Here is a 15102-nt window from a genome sequence, read left to right as displayed (position 1 = left end):
CTGTAGATCAATTACGTTCTGCGCGGGCATGGCGATGCAGGCTGCGTTGGCGCCGCGATGCAGGCTGCGCAGGCGCAGCGATGCAGGCTGCGCAGGCGCAGCGATGCCGGGAATCATGCAGTGGGGGGAAGAAAGGTGACGCCTGGTCCGGATGCCAAGCGTTCGGCCGTCCGGCCGTCCGGGTTCAGCGCCGACGCTTGCGCTGGTCGCCGCCGTGTTCAAACAGGTCTGCCAGACTGTCGATGATGGTGCCGCCCAATTGTTCGGCATCCATGATGGTGACGGCACGGGCGTAATAACGCGTCACATCATGGCCGATCCCGATGGCGATCAGCTCCACCGGGCTTCTGGTTTCGATCTGACGGATGGCGGCGCGCAGGTGGCGCTCCAGATAATTGCCGCTGTTCACGCTCAGGGTGGAATCGTCCACCGGCGCGCCATCGGAAATCACCATCAGGATACGCCGGTCTTCGCGCCGGGCCAGCAGGCGATCATGCGCCCACAGCAAAGCTTCGCCGTCGATATTTTCCTTCAACAGGCCTTCGCGCATCATCAGGCCCAGATTCTTGCGCGCCCGCCGCCACGGCGCATCGGCCTGCTTGTAGATGATGTGGCGCAGATCGTTGAGGCGGCCGGGCTTGGCCGGCCGGCCGGCGGCCAACCAGGCCTCACGGCTTTGCCCGCCCTTCCAGGCGCGCGTGGTGAAGCCGAGGATTTCGGTTTTCACCGCGCAGCGTTCCAGCGTGCGCGCCAAGATGTCGGCACAGATCGCCGCGATGGAGATCGGCCGGCCGCGCATCGACCCCGAATTGTCGATCAGCAGGGTCACCACCGTATCGCGGAATTCGGTGTCACGCTCCACCTTGTACGACAGGGCATGGGTGGGGTTGGTGACGATCCGCACCAGCCGCCCGGCATCGAGCAGGCCTTCATCCTGATCGAAATCCCAACTGCGGTTCTGCTGCGCCATCAGCCGGCGTTGCAACCGGTTCGCCAATTTGGTCACGGCCGATTGCAACGGGATCAATTGCTGATCGAGATAGGCCCGCAGCCTGGTCAGTTCCTCATCGTCGCACAGGTCAGCCGCGCCGACGACTTCGTCGAACTTCGTGGTGTGGGCGCGATATTCGAAATCCGGCGGCAGGTCAGACAGCGGCTGGTTGGGCCGCCACGGCATCTTGCCCTCGTCGCCGTCCTCGCCCATCTCCGCGTCGGACACCATGTCGGTGTCCATCTCGACTTCGCGGCTGTCCGATTCCTCGGGCGCATCGGCCGATTCCTCGGCGCGGGTTTCGGTGGATTGCTCCTGGCCGCCGCCGTCGTCCTGCTCAGAATCGTCGCTGTCCTCGCCGGGCTGTTCCTCTTCGTCCTGCCCGTCGCTCTCCTCGGCTTCTTCGGCGGCTTCGTCCGGATCGGCACCCAGCCCGAGATCGTTGAGCACCCGGCGCAGCGCCTGCGCAAAGCCGGCCTGATCCTCCAGCGTGTTCGCCAGATCATCAAGATGCCCGGCGGCACGTGCCTCGATATCGGCGCGCACCATGTCCACCGCCGCTTCGGCGGCGCGCGGCACGGCAGCGCCGGTCAGGCGCTCGCGCACGATCAGCGCCAGCGCACTGGCCAGCGGCACTTCTTCCGGCGTGCGGGCCCGCACGATCGGATCGGTGCGCACCCGCGCCTCCACCATGCGATCCAGATTGCGCGCCACCCCGGCCATATCGAGCGCGCCGAGCGCTTCACAGCGTGTCTGTTCCAGCGCGTTCCAGATCTCGCGGGCCGGGCCGGCATCGGGCAGATCCTGCCCATGCAGCTTGGCATCATGGTGGCGGCGCTTCAGCGCGAAACTGTCGGCCCAGCCGCGCACTTCCGCCACCTGTTCGGCCGGCAACGCGCGGGCCGGTTGCGGCACGCGGGCCTGCTCACCGAAACAGGCCGGTTTGTCAGCCGTATAGGCCAGGTCCATGCCCGGCGCATGGCCAAGCGCCCGCATGCTGGCGGCCACCGCCTGGCGGAAATCTTCGATCGGGCTATTGTCGGCCATGAACCCATTTGTGCCGGCCGTGGTTGCCTGTCAAATGCCCAAAATGTCCGGGTTCGCTGCCGCTGCACCTCACACCGGCAACAGCTTGACCTTTCAGGCCCGCATGGCAGGGGAGGGGACACACAAACGGGGAGCGAAGCACATGGCAGGGCCACTGCAGGGCATCAGGGTGATCGAGTTGGCCGGCATCGGGCCGGGGCCATTCGCCGGCATGATGCTGTCCGATCATGGCGCCGAAGTGATCCGGGTTGATCGGCCCGGCGCGCGCATCGACGCCCGCGACCCGCTGTTGCGCGGCCGCCGGGTGATCGGCGTGGATCTGAAATCGCCGCAGGGTCAGGCGCTCGTGCTCGATCTGGTGAAGGGCGCCGATGCGCTGTTCGAAGGCTTTCGCCCCGGTGTGACCGAGCGGCTGGGGCTGGGGCCGGCGCAGTGCCATGCGGTCAACCCGGCTTTGGTCTATGGCCGCATGACCGGTTGGGGCCAGTTCGGGCCCTATGCCCAGGCCGCGGGTCACGACATCAACTATATCGCCCTCGCCGGCGCGCTGCATGGCTATGGCCGCGCCGGCGACAAGCCGACCCCGCCGATCAACATGGTCGGCGATTTCGGCGGCGGCGGCATGATGCTGGCGTTCGGCATGGTATCGGCGCTGCTGCACGCCAAGACCACCGGGCAAGGCCAGGTGATCGATTGCGCCATGACCGATGGGGCCGCCGCGCTGATGGCGATGATCTGGGGTTTCCGCGCCAACGGCATCTGGAAGGACGAGCGTGGCGTCAACCTGCTCGATACCGGCGCGCACATGTATGACACTTATGCCTGCGCCGATGGCAAATATATCAGCATCGGCAGCCTGGAGCCGCAATTCTATGCGCTGCTGCTGCACAAGACCGGCTTGGTCGATGATCCGGATTTCGCCGCCCAGATGGATTCGGGCCGCTGGCCGCAGCTGAAGGATCGGCTGACTTCGCTGTTCGCCACCAAGTCGCGCGACGAATGGTGCGAGATCATGGAAATGACCGACATCTGCTTTGCGCCGGTGCTGTCCATGGCCGAAGCCCCGCACCACCCGCACAATGTCGCGCGCCAGACGTTCGTGGAGGCCGATGGCGTCATGCAGCCTGCCCCGGCGCCGCGCTATTCCGCGACCATGTCCGATGCGCCGCGCATGACGAAGGCGGCCGATACCGATGCCATATTGGCCGATTTGGGCTATGATGCGGCACGGATTGACAGTTTGAAGGCGGCCGGGACGGTCCGTTGAGCCTTTCGCCCTTCGCCACCCACTGGCAGGCGTCGCGCGATCGCCTCCACCCGGAGGCGACGTCGGCCACCCGCAGCCCGTTTGCGCGGGATCGGGATCGCATCATCCACAGCGGGGCCTTCCGCCGATTGCGCTATAAAACACAAGTATTTGTTGCGCCCGACGGCGATCATTTCCGCGTGCGGCTGACCCACAGCCTGGAGGTGGCACAAATCGCCCGCAGCCTCGCCCGCGCGCTCGGCGTGGACGAAGACCTGACCGAGGCGCTGGCGCTGGCGCATGATCTGGGCCACCCGCCGTTCGGTCATTCGGGCGAGGATGCGCTGGAACGCGCCATGGCGCCGTGGGGCGGCTTTGATCACAACGGCCATGCGCTGCGGATCGTGACCCAATTGGAAAGCCGCTACCCCGGTTTCGATGGCCTGAACCTCACGTGGGAAACGCTGGAGGGCCTCGCCAAGCACAACGGCCCGGTGTTCGAACCCGGCTGGGCGCTGGCCGGCGTCGATGCCGCCTGGCCGCTCGATCTGGCCAGCCATGCCGGCCTGGAGGCGCAGCTCGCGGCGATCGCCGACGATATCGCCTACGACAATCATGATCTGGACGATGGCATCCGCGCTGGCCTGTTTGCGGTGGAGCAGGTGGCCGAAGCGGTGCCGTTCGTCGCCGATTGCTGGCAGACGGTTACCAAACGCTGGCCGACTGTCACCGCCCGGCGGCGGCTGGTGCCCGAACTGGTGCGCGAAATGATCGGCCGCATGGTGGCGGATGTGCTGGCAACGACGCGCAGCCGGTTGAGCGCCATCAACGCCGGCAACGTGACCGATATCCGCCAGGCCGGCCACATGATCGCCGGCCTCTCCGCGCCCTTGTCTGCCGATGTGCGCGTGCTGAAGAATTTCCTGCGCGACCATATGTATCGCGCGCCCGCCGTTGCCCGGCTGCGCGATCCCTCCGAAGCCGTGGTTGCCGCCCTGTTTGCCACGCTGCACGCCGATCCCGCCCGCCTGCCCGGCGACTGGAGCGCGCTGTGCCCGGCCGATGAACCGGGCCGCGCGCGCCATGTCGGTGATTTCGTGGCTGGCATGACAGACCGTTATGCGCTGAAACTCTATGAGCAACTGGTGGGGCCTTCGCCCCTGCCGCAGGAGATGGTGACATGAGCGACATGAATGGTTTCGTTGATCCGCGCTTCGAAGGCGTGCGCACGACATTGGCGGCCATGCTGGCCAGCGGCCAGGATATCGGCGCCAGTTTCGCCGCCACCATCGATGGCGAGCCGGTGATCGATCTGTGGGGCGGCTGGGCCGACGAAGCGCAAACCCGGCCATGGGAACGCGACACCATCGTCAATGTCTACAGCACCACCAAGACGATGACCGCGCTGACCGCATTGTGGCTGGCCGACCAGGGTGAGCTGAAATTCGAAGAACGCGTCGCGCATTACTGGCCGGAATTCGCCGCCGCCGGCAAACAGGACGTGACCGTGGCGATGCTGATGAGCCACAGCGCCGGCCTGTCGGGCTTTGCCGAACCGATGCAGCCCGAAGATCTTTATGATTGGGATCTGGTGTGCACCCGGCTGGCGGCACAGGCGCCCTATTGGGCACCGGGCACTGCGCCCGGTTACCACGCGGTCACGCAAGGCTATCTGGTCGGCGAAGTCGTGCGCCGCATCACCGGCAAATCGCTGGGCACGGTGTTTGCCGAAAATCTCGCGCAGCCGCTGGGCGCCGATTTCCACATCGGCCTGCCGGCCAGCGAAGATGCCCGTGTCGCCGATCTGGTGCCCCCGCCCGGCGGCGCCGCGATCAGCCCCGGCGAGCCGTCCGAACTGACGAAGAACATGCAGTCCAATCCGCGCATCGACCCGCTCGACACCCGCACCCGCGCCTGGCGCGGCGCCGAAATCCCCGCCGCGGGCGGCCAGGGCAATGCGCGCTCCGTGGTGGCCGTGCAGACGCTGATGGCCAATGGCGGCGTATCGGGCGGCAAGCGCCTCCTCTCTGAAGCCGGCGTCCGCCGCGCGCAGGAGCTGCAGATCGAAGGCCATGATCTGATCCTGAACATGCCCGTCACCTACGGCCTGGGCTACGGCCTCCCCGGCCCGGCGCGGCCCTTCCCCAATCCGAACAGCGTGTTCTGGGGCGGTTACGGCGGCAGCCTGGTGGTGTGCGACATGGATGCCCGGCTGTGCATGAGTTACGTGATGAACAAGATGGCCGGCACCACGGTGGGCGACATGCGCGCGGGGATGCTGATGGCCGGGGTGTGGGGGGCGTTGCTGGGGTGAGGGTTGGATATAGTGTCCCTGCAATTCGCCTGGAATTCGAAGTCCGGGGAGACGATTGGGGGAAGGGGCCGCCCGAAAACAATCGGGTGCAGGGACGAGTCCCTGCCCGCCGGAGGCTTCCCCATGGCCACAACTAATACGCATTAGGCCCACCCAGAGGGCCTCGTTCATGACAGTTCCCGGATGTGTGCGGTGACGCCGCTTTTCTTGCGCGGTGTCAGAAGCCAAGCCCTGAATCGCGTGCAGGGTGACGGGTAGGAATGGGCGGTTGTGCGGCCTGCGCCAACCGCGCAAGATGGTGGGCCTGTCGGGAGCTTGAGGGCACGGAATTCGGGGGACACTATGCCCCATATTGTGCTTCTCTGTTGGGCGGCTTCGATCATGGCGGCGCGGGTTTCGACATGCCGCGCTTTGCCGCCGATGTGATGGCGGCGATGGGGAAATAGGGGCGCCGATCAGACCGGAACGGCGAAATGCTTGCCGGCAAACACCGCCTGCCAGCCTTCGATTTCGGAAATCACCACATCGTCGGCGGCATGGGCCAGATCGGCGACGCTGCCATAATCCAGTGCGGATTCGGGCGCAGCGACGAGCAGGCTGGCGCGGCGGTGCAGCGTGTCGAGCTTTTCGGCCGACACGCGCGAGATGGCGGCAAAGCGATCGAAATCGCCGAAATAGCGGATGCCGGCCACGGCGCCGCCCAAGGATGGGAACAGGATGCCGAGGAAGGTGAAGAGCTTGCCGAGCTTTTCCGACAGCGCCGGCGGCGAGACGCCGGCCTCACCGCCGGCCCATATCAGCAGCCAGACCGTCACCGAAACCAGCGCCAGCTTGAAGGCGGTTTCCGATACGGCATCGAGCCGGTGGTGGACATGCGCCAGCCGCCGCGCCTTGATCCGGTGATAATCGCGCTGGCCGGCCAGGTGCGGCAACAGCAAGCCCGACAGCACGGCATGCAGCCACGGCCGGGTCAGCGCGCCGGGTGGCAGGCCGATTTCGCGCAGGGCATGGCGGGCGTGATGTTCGGGCCAGTCCGCGCCTGATCCGCGCGGCCAGCGTGCGCGGCCGACGCCCAGCGCCAGCGACAGCGGCGCGTGGCGCAGATATTCGGCGGCGCGGCGGGTTTCGAACCAGCGATCGTGCCAATGGCCGCGATGCGCCTGTGCGGTGAGCAGCACGATGAAGCCAAGCGCCAGGAACTCCGCCAACGCGAACACCCATTTTGCATCGGGCAGCGACAGCGGCAGATAGGCGACGCCGGCCGTGATCGCCGCCAAGGACGCCAGGAAATTGGTCACCATGCCGCCGCGATACTGATCGGAATAACGCGCCGCGATGCCATCGGCCCAGGCAAAGCGCGCCAGCACCGCCGTGCCGATTCGCCCCGGCCAGGCCGGATCAGCGCCGGGCAGCGCGGCGATCGCCGCCAGCAGGGGCGCGCCGCTGCCGGTCGCAATCGCGCCCGGCACTTCGTGCACCAGGGTCAACGGCCGCCATGGCCGGCCATCGCCGCTGAACAAGGCCTCGATGCGGCGATATCCGTGAAAGAAAATGCTGCTGCGCGGCCGCCAGGCGCTGCTGGCCAGCGCTTCGGCGGCATGGCCGGTGGCATGCAGCGCGGCGTGCACCAGCGCGGCCAGCCTGGCCTCCCGACTGGCCGTGTCGCCCGGCTGGTCCAGCGCCTCCACGGCGTCCAGCATGTGCCAGGTTTCGGGCTGGCGCGCGTCGATCAGCACGACCGGCACGCCGGCAGCCAGTGCATTGGCCAGCGTATGGCCGGTGCCGCCGGGTGCATCGCGCGCGGCGCCGTCCCACACCGCCAGCAGCAGATCGGCCTGCTCGATCATCACGCGCCCGGCCAGCGCCGCCCGGCGGGATACCAGCGCGGCATGGAGTTGCGCCGCGGCCACATCGCCGGGCGCCGCCAGCGTGGCCAGCAAGCTCTGCGCCACGTCCTCATCCGCGTCGGCCAGTTCGAACACATGGGCTTGGGAGAGCAGCGCCGTGATCGCATCGGCGCGGGCGGCCGTGCCGGCATCGTGCGCGACCTCGCCGGCCAGCAGGCGGCGGGCATCGTCGGCGGTGCCCGGATGGGCATTGATGGCGCGGTTGAGCGCGCGCCCGAACGGCAGCGGCGCGGCGATGGCCCAGCCCCGCGCCAGCGCCGCATTCGCCGCAAGATGATCGGCACCATCAGCGAGCAGGCTGTGCAGCCGCACCGGCGCGCCGGCCGACGTGGCGGCGATGGCATCGAAAATCTGCGCGATCACCGCGGCGATGCGTTGGTGGTTGGCGGCATAATCGCCGTTGCTGGCGCGGTGGCCGGTGATGGCCAGCGACAGGATCGGGACCGGAAGCGGCGGTGCCAGCGCACCAGGGGCAGAACCGGCCATCGTCACCAACCTTCAGGGCTTTGCGGCCAAAAACACGGGCAATTCGCGCGGGTCGCCTCAGAAGAACGCCTGCAATCCCGTCTGCGCCCGGCCCAGGATCAGCGCGTGGACATCGTGGGTGCCTTCGTAGGTGTTGACCGCTTCCAGGTTCATCACGTGGCGGATGACGCCATATTCGTCGGAAATGCCGTTGCCGCCGTGCATGTCGCGGGCTTCCCGCGCAATCGCCAGCGCCTTGCCGCAGTTGTTGCGCTTCAGCAGGGAAATGGCTTCGGGGGCCAGGCGCTTGGCATCCAGCAGGCGACCACCGGCCAGCGCCGCGCACAGGCCCAGGGTGATCTCGGTCTGCATGTCGGCCAGCTTCTTCTGGATCAACTGGGTGGCGGCCAGCGGCCGGCCGAATTGCTGGCGATCCAGCGTATATTGCCGCGCCGCATGCCAGCAAAATTCCGCCGCGCCCATCGCGCCCCAGGCAATGCCGTATCGCGCATTGTTCAGGCAGCCGAACGGCCCGGCGAGGCCCTCGACACCCTTCAGCAGGCGATCTTCGGGCAGATGCACATCGGCCAGCACGATCTCGCCGGTGATGCCGGCACGCAAACTGAATTTGCCTTCGATCTTGGGGGTGGCAAAGCCGGCATCGCCGCGCTCCACCACGAAACCGCGGATCTTTTCGTCATCGCATTTGGCCCACACCACCGCGACATCGGCCAGCGGCGAATTGGTGATCCACATCTTGGCGCCATTGAGCAGCCAGCCGCCCTGCACCGCCTTGGCGCGGGTCTTCATGGACGACGGGTCCGATCCGGCGTCGGGCTCGGTCAGGCCAAAGCAGCCGATCAGCTCGCCGCTGGCCAGGCCGGGCAGATAGCGTTCCCGCTGCGCTTCGGAGCCATAGGCATGGATCGGGTGCATCACCAGTGACGACTGCACGCTCATCGCCGAGCGATAGGCCGAATCCACCCGCTCCACTTCGCGGGCGATCAGGCCATAGGCGACATAGGAGGCCCCGGCGCAGCCATAGCCCTTGATGGTCGGCCCCAGCAGGCCGGCGGCACCGAATTTCTTCATCAGATCGGGATCGAACGTCTCGTGGCGATTGGCCAGCTTCACGCCCGGCGCCAGTTCCGCATCGCAAAAGGCCCGCGACGCATCGCGGATCATCGTCTCTTCCTCGCTGAGCTGGCTCGCCAGCAGCAACGGGTCTTCCCAGTCGAAGCGCGGCCATTTGGGCGCGAAATGCTGGACGTCGGAAATCGCGGCTGTGGCCATCATCGTGCTCCTGCTCCCTATGGCTTTTAGGCGGGTCAGTCGCCCGCGCCAAGGCTTGCGCCGCGCAAAAAACCGGTCCAGCCTGTGCGCCATGAAACTCGCGTCGCTGAAGTCCGGTCGAGATGGCCGGTTGGTTGTGGTCTCCGATGATCTGGCGTGGTGCGCCGCGCCACCGCCTATGTATCCCTCGCTGCAATCCGTGCTCGATGATTGGGATCATGCGGCGCTGGTGCTGGAAGGCGTCGCGCTGTCGCTGGCGCACGACAGCGTGCCCCACGCCCGCTTCCATGAACGCGATGCGGCCGCGCCCTTGCCGCGCGCCTATCAATGGGCCGATGGCAGCGCCTATGTGAACCATGTCGATCTGGTGCGCCGTGCCCGCGGTGCCGAACTGCCGGCCAGTTTCTGGCACGATCCGCTGATTTATCAGGGCGGCAGCGATCATTTCCTGCCCCCGCGCGCGCCAATCGCCTGCCCCGATCCGGCCTGGGGCCTCGATCTGGAGGCCGAAGTGGTGGTGGTGACCGGCGATGTGCGCCAGGGGGCCAGCCGCGCGGAAGCGCTGGCCGCCATCCGCCTCGTTGGCCTGGTGAATGATGTGTCGCTGCGCGGCCTGATCCCCGATGAACTCGCCAAGGGCTTTGGCTTCGTGCAGTCCAAGCCGGCCTCGGCGCTGTCGCCCGTGCTGGTGACGCCGGCGGCGCTGGGCGACCGCTGGGTGGAGGGCAAGCTGATCGGCACGCTGCAGATCGACATCAATGGCCAGGCGTTCGGCCGGGTCGAGACCCATACCGACATGACCTTCGATTTCGGCACGTTGATCGCGCATCTCGCCAAGACGCGCAGCATCGGGGCCGGCAGCATCATCGGATCGGGCACGGTTTCCAACCGCGACGCGGATGGCGGCCCCGGGCGGCCGTGCGCGCAAGGCGGCCGCGGCTATGCCTGCATCGCCGAACAGCGCATGGTGGAAACCATCCTGTCGGGCGCGCCGGCCACGCCCTGGCTCAGCCCCGGTGATGTGGTGCGCATCGATTTGCACGATGATCGCCATCACAGCATCTTCGGCACGATCGAGCAGACGGTCACCGCTTGACGCGATCGCGCCTCACGCCAGCAGTTCGACATCCCAGTAAAGATAATCGCGCCAGCTTGAATGGCAGTAATGCGGCGGGAAGGCGCGGCCGTTGGCTTGCAGTTCGTGGGTGGACGGTTGCTGCGGCCTTGTGAGCAACTGCATATGCGCTTCCGCCGGGGTGCGGCCGCCCTTTTTCAGATTGCACGGCGCGCAGGCGGTGGTGACATTCTCCCACGTCGTGCGCCCGCCATAGGCGCGCGGGATCACGTGATCGAAGGTCAGTTCGCCGCCGGGCATCGTGCAATATTGGCAGGTGAAGCGATCGCGCAAAAACAGGTTGAAGCGCGTGAACGCGGGGGTGCAGGCCGGACGCACATATTGCCGGAGCGCGATCACGCTGGGCAATTTCATGCGCAACGATGGCGACCGGATCTCGCGATCATATTCGGCGATGATGTCGACGCGCTCCAGAAACGCCGCCTTGATCGCGGTCTGCCACGGCCACAGCGACAGCGGATAATAAGACAGCGGCGTGTAATCGGCGTTGAGCACCAGCGCCGGGCAGGCCTCTGGTGACACAAGATGCGGGATCGAGGCGAATTTTTCCTCGATGAGGTCGCTCGTCAACATGCATCGTCCTCCCACGCATGGGAGCGGCCAAATGTTCACGGGCCCAGTCGCACCGGGGCGGGAACCCCCAGGGCCGCGCACGCAGCGGCCGCGCCGTGATGGGATGGGCTTTACAACGAATAGTGTGTCAGGCCAATGACAGGCCCGGATTTCGTTGTGGATAATGTGGATAACCCACCTGTCACCACGCGCTTTGCGCCGTCGCCGACCGGGCTGCTGCACCGGGGCCACGCCTTTTCGGCGATGATGGGGTGGCGGTTGGCGCGCGCCAGTGGCGGCCGCTTTGTGCTGCGGATCGAGGATATCGACACGGCGCGCTGCCGGCCGGAACATGAAGCGGCAATTTTCGACGATCTGGCCTGGCTGGGGCTGGATTGGGATGGCCCGGTGTGGCGGCAAAGCGAGCGCAGCACCGCCTATGCGCAAGCCCTGGAGCGGTTGATCGTCATGGGGGTGGCTTACCCCTGTTTCTGCACGCGCGCCGACATCGCGGCGGCGGCGAGCGCCCCGCATGGCCCGGACGGCCCGCTCTACCCCGGCACCTGCCGCAATCTGGATGCGGCGACCCGCGCCGCGCGGCTGGCGCGCGAAGCGCCGGCGTGGCGGCTGGATGTCGGCGCGGCGCTGGCCCGCACCGGGCCCTTGCGCTGGCAGGATCGCGCGCAAGGCTGGCAGCCCGCCGATCCGCAGCGGTTGGGCGATATCGTCATTGCCCGCCGTGATGTCGGCACCGCCTACGCGCTCGCCGTGGTGGTCGATGATGCGGCGCAGGGCATCACCGATGTCGTGCGCGGGGAGGATCTGTTCGACGCCACCCACGCGCAACGCCTGTTGCAGGCGCTGCTTGGCCTGCCGACCCCGCGCTATCACCATCATCGGCTGATTCGGGGCAGCGACGGCAAGCGCCTGGCCAAGCGCCTGCCCCAGGAAACGCTGTCGGCCTGGCGTGTCGCAGGGCAAAGCCCGGCAGACCTGATTGCCAGCCTGAATTTGCTGGCCAATGATGCCTTGTGGCCGCCTGACTGAGGGCCAACGTCGCACCCCCTGTGCAGGCCGTCAAAGGGTGATAGACCTTGGGCATGCAAACCACGCTCGTCATCTTCATGATCCTCTCTGCTGTCGCCACGCTGGGGGTGTTGGCGCGCGGCATCGTCATCATGGCGCGCGGCAAGGATATCACCGGTGAGCGATCGAATCGGATGATGAGCCTGCGTGTGGCGCTGCAGGCGCTGGCGATCCTGTTCATTGTCATCCTGTTCCTGATCAACCGGCCCGGCTAATCCCGGCCGCCATGGTCAAGCTCAACCGGATCTACACCCGCACCGGCGACGACGGCTCGACCGGCCTGGTCGATGGCAGCCGCGTCTCGAAGGCCAGCCACCGCCCGGTGGTGATGGGCAGTGTGGATGAAGCCAATGCCGCCATCGGTCTGGCCCGCCTGTCGGCCACGCCGGCCACCGATGCGATCCTGTCGCGCATCCAGAATGATCTGTTCGATCTGGGTGCCGATGTTGCCACCCCGCCCGGCATCGACGGCGCGCTGCGCATCGTCGCGGCGCAGGTCGATTGGCTGGAGGGTCAGATCGACGCCGCCAACGGATCGCTGGCGCCGCTGACCAGCTTCATCCTGCCCGCCGGCACCCCGGCCGCGACGCATCTGCACCTGGCGCGTACCATCGTCCGCCGCGCGGAGCGCGATGCCGTGGCCGCTGGCGAGGAAATTTCGCCCGATGCGCGGCATTATCTGAACCGCTTGTCGGATTTGCTGTTTGTGCTGTCGCGGGTCGAAAATGCCATAACCGGCGATGTGCTCTGGGTGCCCGGCGCCAATCGTTGATCTTTTGCAGGAGGCCTGCGCCATGGCCACCGACGTCACGGATTTGCTGGCCGCGTTTCACCGCACCCGCGCGTTGACAGCGGCGCTGGCGGCGCCCCTGTCGGATGCCGATGCGAGCGCGCAATCCATGCCCGATGCCTCGCCGGCGAAATGGCATCTGGCGCACACCGCCTGGTTTTTCGAAGCCTTTGTGCTGGCGGATTTGCCCGCCTATCGCGCCTTTGATCCGCGCTTCGCCTTTCTGTTCAACAGCTATTACGAAGCGGCCGGCCCGCGCCATCCGCGGGCACGGCGCGGCCTGCTGACGCGGCCGTCGCTGGCGCAGGTGCTTGATTGGCGGGCTCATGTCGATGCCGCGCTGACTGCGGCACTGCCGGGGCTGGATGCAGCAGCGCTGGCGCTGGTCGAACTGGGCATCAATCACGAACAACAGCATCAGGAATTGCTGCTCACCGACATTCTCGACCTGTTTGCTGCCAATCCGTTGGAACCCGCCTATCTGCCGGCTGCTGCGATCGCGCCGCCGGCCCGCGCGCGGACGTGGATCGGCCATGATGGCGGTATCGTGCGCATCGGCCATGCCGGTGCCGGCTTTGCCTTCGATTGCGAAGGGCCGGCGCATGATGTGCTGCTGCGGCCCTTTCAACTGGCGAGCACGCTGGTGACCAATGCGGAATTTCAGGCATTCATGGCGGATGGCGGCTATGCCGATTCGCGGCTGTGGCTGTCGGACGGTTGGGCCTGGCTTCAGCGCGAGGGCATCAATGCGCCGCTGCGCTGGCAGGCGGACGGCAGTTGCATGACGCTCGCCGGCCGGCAACCCCGCGCCCCGCACGCGCCCGTCACCCATATCAGCTTCTATGAAGCCGATGCCTTTGCGGCCTGGGCCGGTGCGCGCCTGCCCACCGAAGCCGAATGGGAACAGGCCGCGCGCCGCGAAGACCCATGCGCCGGCACGCAACTCGATGGGGCTGCCCCGGTGCAGCCCAACGGCGGCAGCCCCGGCCTGTTCGGCGATTGCTGGCAATGGACGGCCTCGGCCTTCCTGCCCTATCCGGGGTTTCGCCCGGCGCCTGGCGCGGTCGGCGAGTATAATGGCAAGTTCATGAACGGGCAGATGGTGCTGAAAGGTGCCAGTTGCGCCACGCCGCGCGGCAGCGCGCGGGCCAGTGTGCGCAATTTCTTTCAGCCACAACAGCGTTGGCAGTTCAGCGGGCTGCGTCTGGCCCGCGACGGCTTTGGGGATAACTGACATGTACGAAGCCGCCGGCGCGTGCGAGGATGTCTCCTCCGATTTCGCTGACGCCGTGCGCGCTGGCCTGTCCCAACCGCAAAAGATCATCCCGGCGCGCTATTTCTATGACGAGGCCGGATCGATATTGTTCGAATCCATCACAAGGTTGCCCGAATATTATCCCACGCGCACCGAAACCGCGATCCTGACCGAACACGCCGGCGCCATCGCCGCCCTGGTGGGGCCGGGGCGGGCGGTGATCGAATATGGTTCGGGATCATCGGCCAAGACGCCGCTGCTGCTGACGCCCTTGCAGGCGGCGGCCTATGTGCCGGTCGACATCTCCGGCGAATTTCTCGGCCAGTCGGCCGCCGCGCTGGGCGCATTGTTCCCCGCCCTGCCGATCCTGCCGGTGGTTGCCGATTTCACGCAGCGCTTCCGCTTGCCTGCCGGCGTGGCCGGGTTGCCGCGCCTGGGCTTTTTCCCCGGCTCGACGCTCGGCAATCTGGCGCCGATGGCGGCCATCGATCTGCTGCGCGGCTTTGCGGCGCTGCTGGGGCCGGGCAGCTGGCTGGTGATCGGCCTCGATCTGGCGCCGGGTTCCGGGAAATCGGTGGCCACGCTGGAGGCTGCCTATGATGACGCGGCCGGCGTGACAGCGGCCTTCAATCTCAATCAGCTCACCCGCATCAACCGCGAGCTGGGTGGCACGGTGCGCATCGCGGATTTCGCCCACCGCGCCGTGTGGAACGCCGCGCTGGGCCGCATCGAAATGCATCTGGTGGCGGTGCAGGACACCGCGTTCACCGCCGCTGGCGAGACGTTCAGCCTGGTGGCCGGCGAAACCATCCACACCGAAAACAGCTACAAATGGACTCTGCCCGAAAGCCGGCTGATGGCCCGCGCCAGTGGCTGGGTGCCCACCACCGCATGGACCGATTCCGATCAGCGCTTTGCCGTGCATCTGTGGCAGCATGATGCGGGGGCGATGCAGCCCTGAGCCAATAAACTGCGGCCTTTGGCAGTCCAAACAAGCCGGCAGGTTGACTGGCGCGCGCCT

Annotated in this window: 13 protein-coding genes; 9 read left to right on the top strand and 4 right to left on the bottom strand. The window is 66.9% G+C overall.

From position 1 onward, the window contains the following. Positions 1-184: 184 nt before the first annotated feature. Positions 185-2038, bottom strand: a complete 1854-nt coding sequence (gene cobT / locus ABWP22_RS09415) for a cobaltochelatase subunit CobT (protein WP_353199715.1) — start codon at positions 2036-2038, stop codon at positions 185-187. Between the two features lie 142 nt (positions 2039-2180). On the opposite strand from cobT, the gene ABWP22_RS09410 reads away from it, so the two are divergent. Genes ABWP22_RS09410 through ABWP22_RS09400 form a run of 3 tightly spaced genes read left to right on the top strand, consistent with a single transcriptional unit; the run spans position 2181 to position 5598 of the window. After that, positions 2181-3305 (top strand): CaiB/BaiF CoA transferase family protein, encoded by a 1125-nt coding sequence (locus ABWP22_RS09410; protein ID WP_353199714.1) that lies wholly within the window; start codon positions 2181-2183, stop codon positions 3303-3305. After that, positions 3302-4468, top strand: a complete 1167-nt coding sequence (locus ABWP22_RS09405) for a deoxyguanosinetriphosphate triphosphohydrolase (protein WP_353199713.1) — start codon at positions 3302-3304, stop codon at positions 4466-4468. The genes ABWP22_RS09410 and ABWP22_RS09405 overlap by 4 nt, the downstream gene beginning before the upstream one ends. Further along, positions 4465-5598, top strand: a complete 1134-nt coding sequence (locus ABWP22_RS09400; RefSeq protein WP_353199712.1) for a serine hydrolase domain-containing protein — start codon at positions 4465-4467, stop codon at positions 5596-5598. Before ABWP22_RS09405 ends, ABWP22_RS09400 begins: the two co-directional genes overlap by 4 nt. Positions 5599-6053: 455 nt before the next feature. On the opposite strand, the gene ABWP22_RS09395 is transcribed toward ABWP22_RS09400, so the two are convergent. Together ABWP22_RS09395 and ABWP22_RS09390 are read right to left on the bottom strand one after the other, a co-directional pair. Then, positions 6054-7991 carry a hypothetical protein gene (locus ABWP22_RS09395; RefSeq protein ID WP_353199711.1) on the bottom strand — a complete coding sequence of 646 codons (1938 nt, stop codon included), beginning with the start codon at positions 7989-7991 and terminating at the stop codon, positions 6054-6056. Between the two features lie 57 nt (positions 7992-8048). Beyond that, positions 8049-9263 (bottom strand): acyl-CoA dehydrogenase, encoded by a 1215-nt coding sequence (locus tag ABWP22_RS09390; RefSeq protein ID WP_353199844.1) that lies wholly within the window; start codon positions 9261-9263, stop codon positions 8049-8051. A 91-nt stretch (positions 9264-9354) separates the two neighbouring features. On the opposite strand from ABWP22_RS09390, the gene ABWP22_RS09385 reads away from it, so the two are divergent. Then, the gene (locus tag ABWP22_RS09385; RefSeq protein WP_353199710.1) at positions 9355-10359 is read left to right on the top strand and encodes a fumarylacetoacetate hydrolase family protein; all 1005 of its coding nucleotides are present in this window, start codon (positions 9355-9357) and stop codon (positions 10357-10359) included. A gap of 12 nt (positions 10360-10371) precedes the next feature. Here the strand turns inward: ABWP22_RS09385 and ABWP22_RS09380 are convergent, their stop codons facing one another. After that, positions 10372-10971: an HNH endonuclease gene (locus tag ABWP22_RS09380; RefSeq protein ID WP_353199709.1), complete on the bottom strand. Its 600-nt coding sequence runs from the start codon at positions 10969-10971 to the stop codon at positions 10372-10374. A 135-nt stretch (positions 10972-11106) separates the two neighbouring features. Here ABWP22_RS09380 and gluQRS point away from each other — a divergent pair, with 135 nt between their 5' ends. The 5 genes from gluQRS to egtD are packed head-to-tail and all read left to right on the top strand — an operon-like array spanning position 11107 to position 15042. After that, positions 11107-11997, top strand: coding sequence for a tRNA glutamyl-Q(34) synthetase GluQRS (gene gluQRS / locus ABWP22_RS09375; protein ID WP_353199708.1), 891 nt, complete (start codon positions 11107-11109; stop codon positions 11995-11997). Between the two features lie 53 nt (positions 11998-12050). Continuing rightward, positions 12051-12251, top strand: a complete 201-nt coding sequence (locus tag ABWP22_RS09370) for a twin transmembrane helix small protein (protein ID WP_353199707.1) — start codon at positions 12051-12053, stop codon at positions 12249-12251. Positions 12252-12262: 11 nt separating this feature from the next. Continuing rightward, complete coding sequence (locus ABWP22_RS09365) at positions 12263-12808, top strand: cob(I)yrinic acid a,c-diamide adenosyltransferase (RefSeq protein WP_353199706.1); 546 nt, start codon at positions 12263-12265, stop codon at positions 12806-12808. A 22-nt stretch (positions 12809-12830) separates the two neighbouring features. Then, a complete protein-coding gene (gene egtB / locus ABWP22_RS09360; RefSeq protein WP_353199705.1) occupies positions 12831-14060 on the top strand; it encodes an ergothioneine biosynthesis protein EgtB in 1230 nt (409 codons plus the stop codon). 1 nt (position 14061) lies between these two features. Continuing rightward, entirely contained in the window at positions 14062-15042 is a 981-nt protein-coding gene (gene egtD, locus ABWP22_RS09355) for an L-histidine N(alpha)-methyltransferase (protein WP_353199704.1), read from the top strand. Positions 15043-15102 lie beyond the last annotated feature (60 nt).

The sequence above is a fragment of the Sandarakinorhabdus sp. genome, from assembly GCF_040398665.1.
Lineage (GTDB): Bacteria > Pseudomonadota > Alphaproteobacteria > Sphingomonadales > Sphingomonadaceae > Sandarakinorhabdus.
Note: the sequence above shows the minus strand (reverse complement) of the source record. Positions and strands in the feature narration are given on the sequence as shown.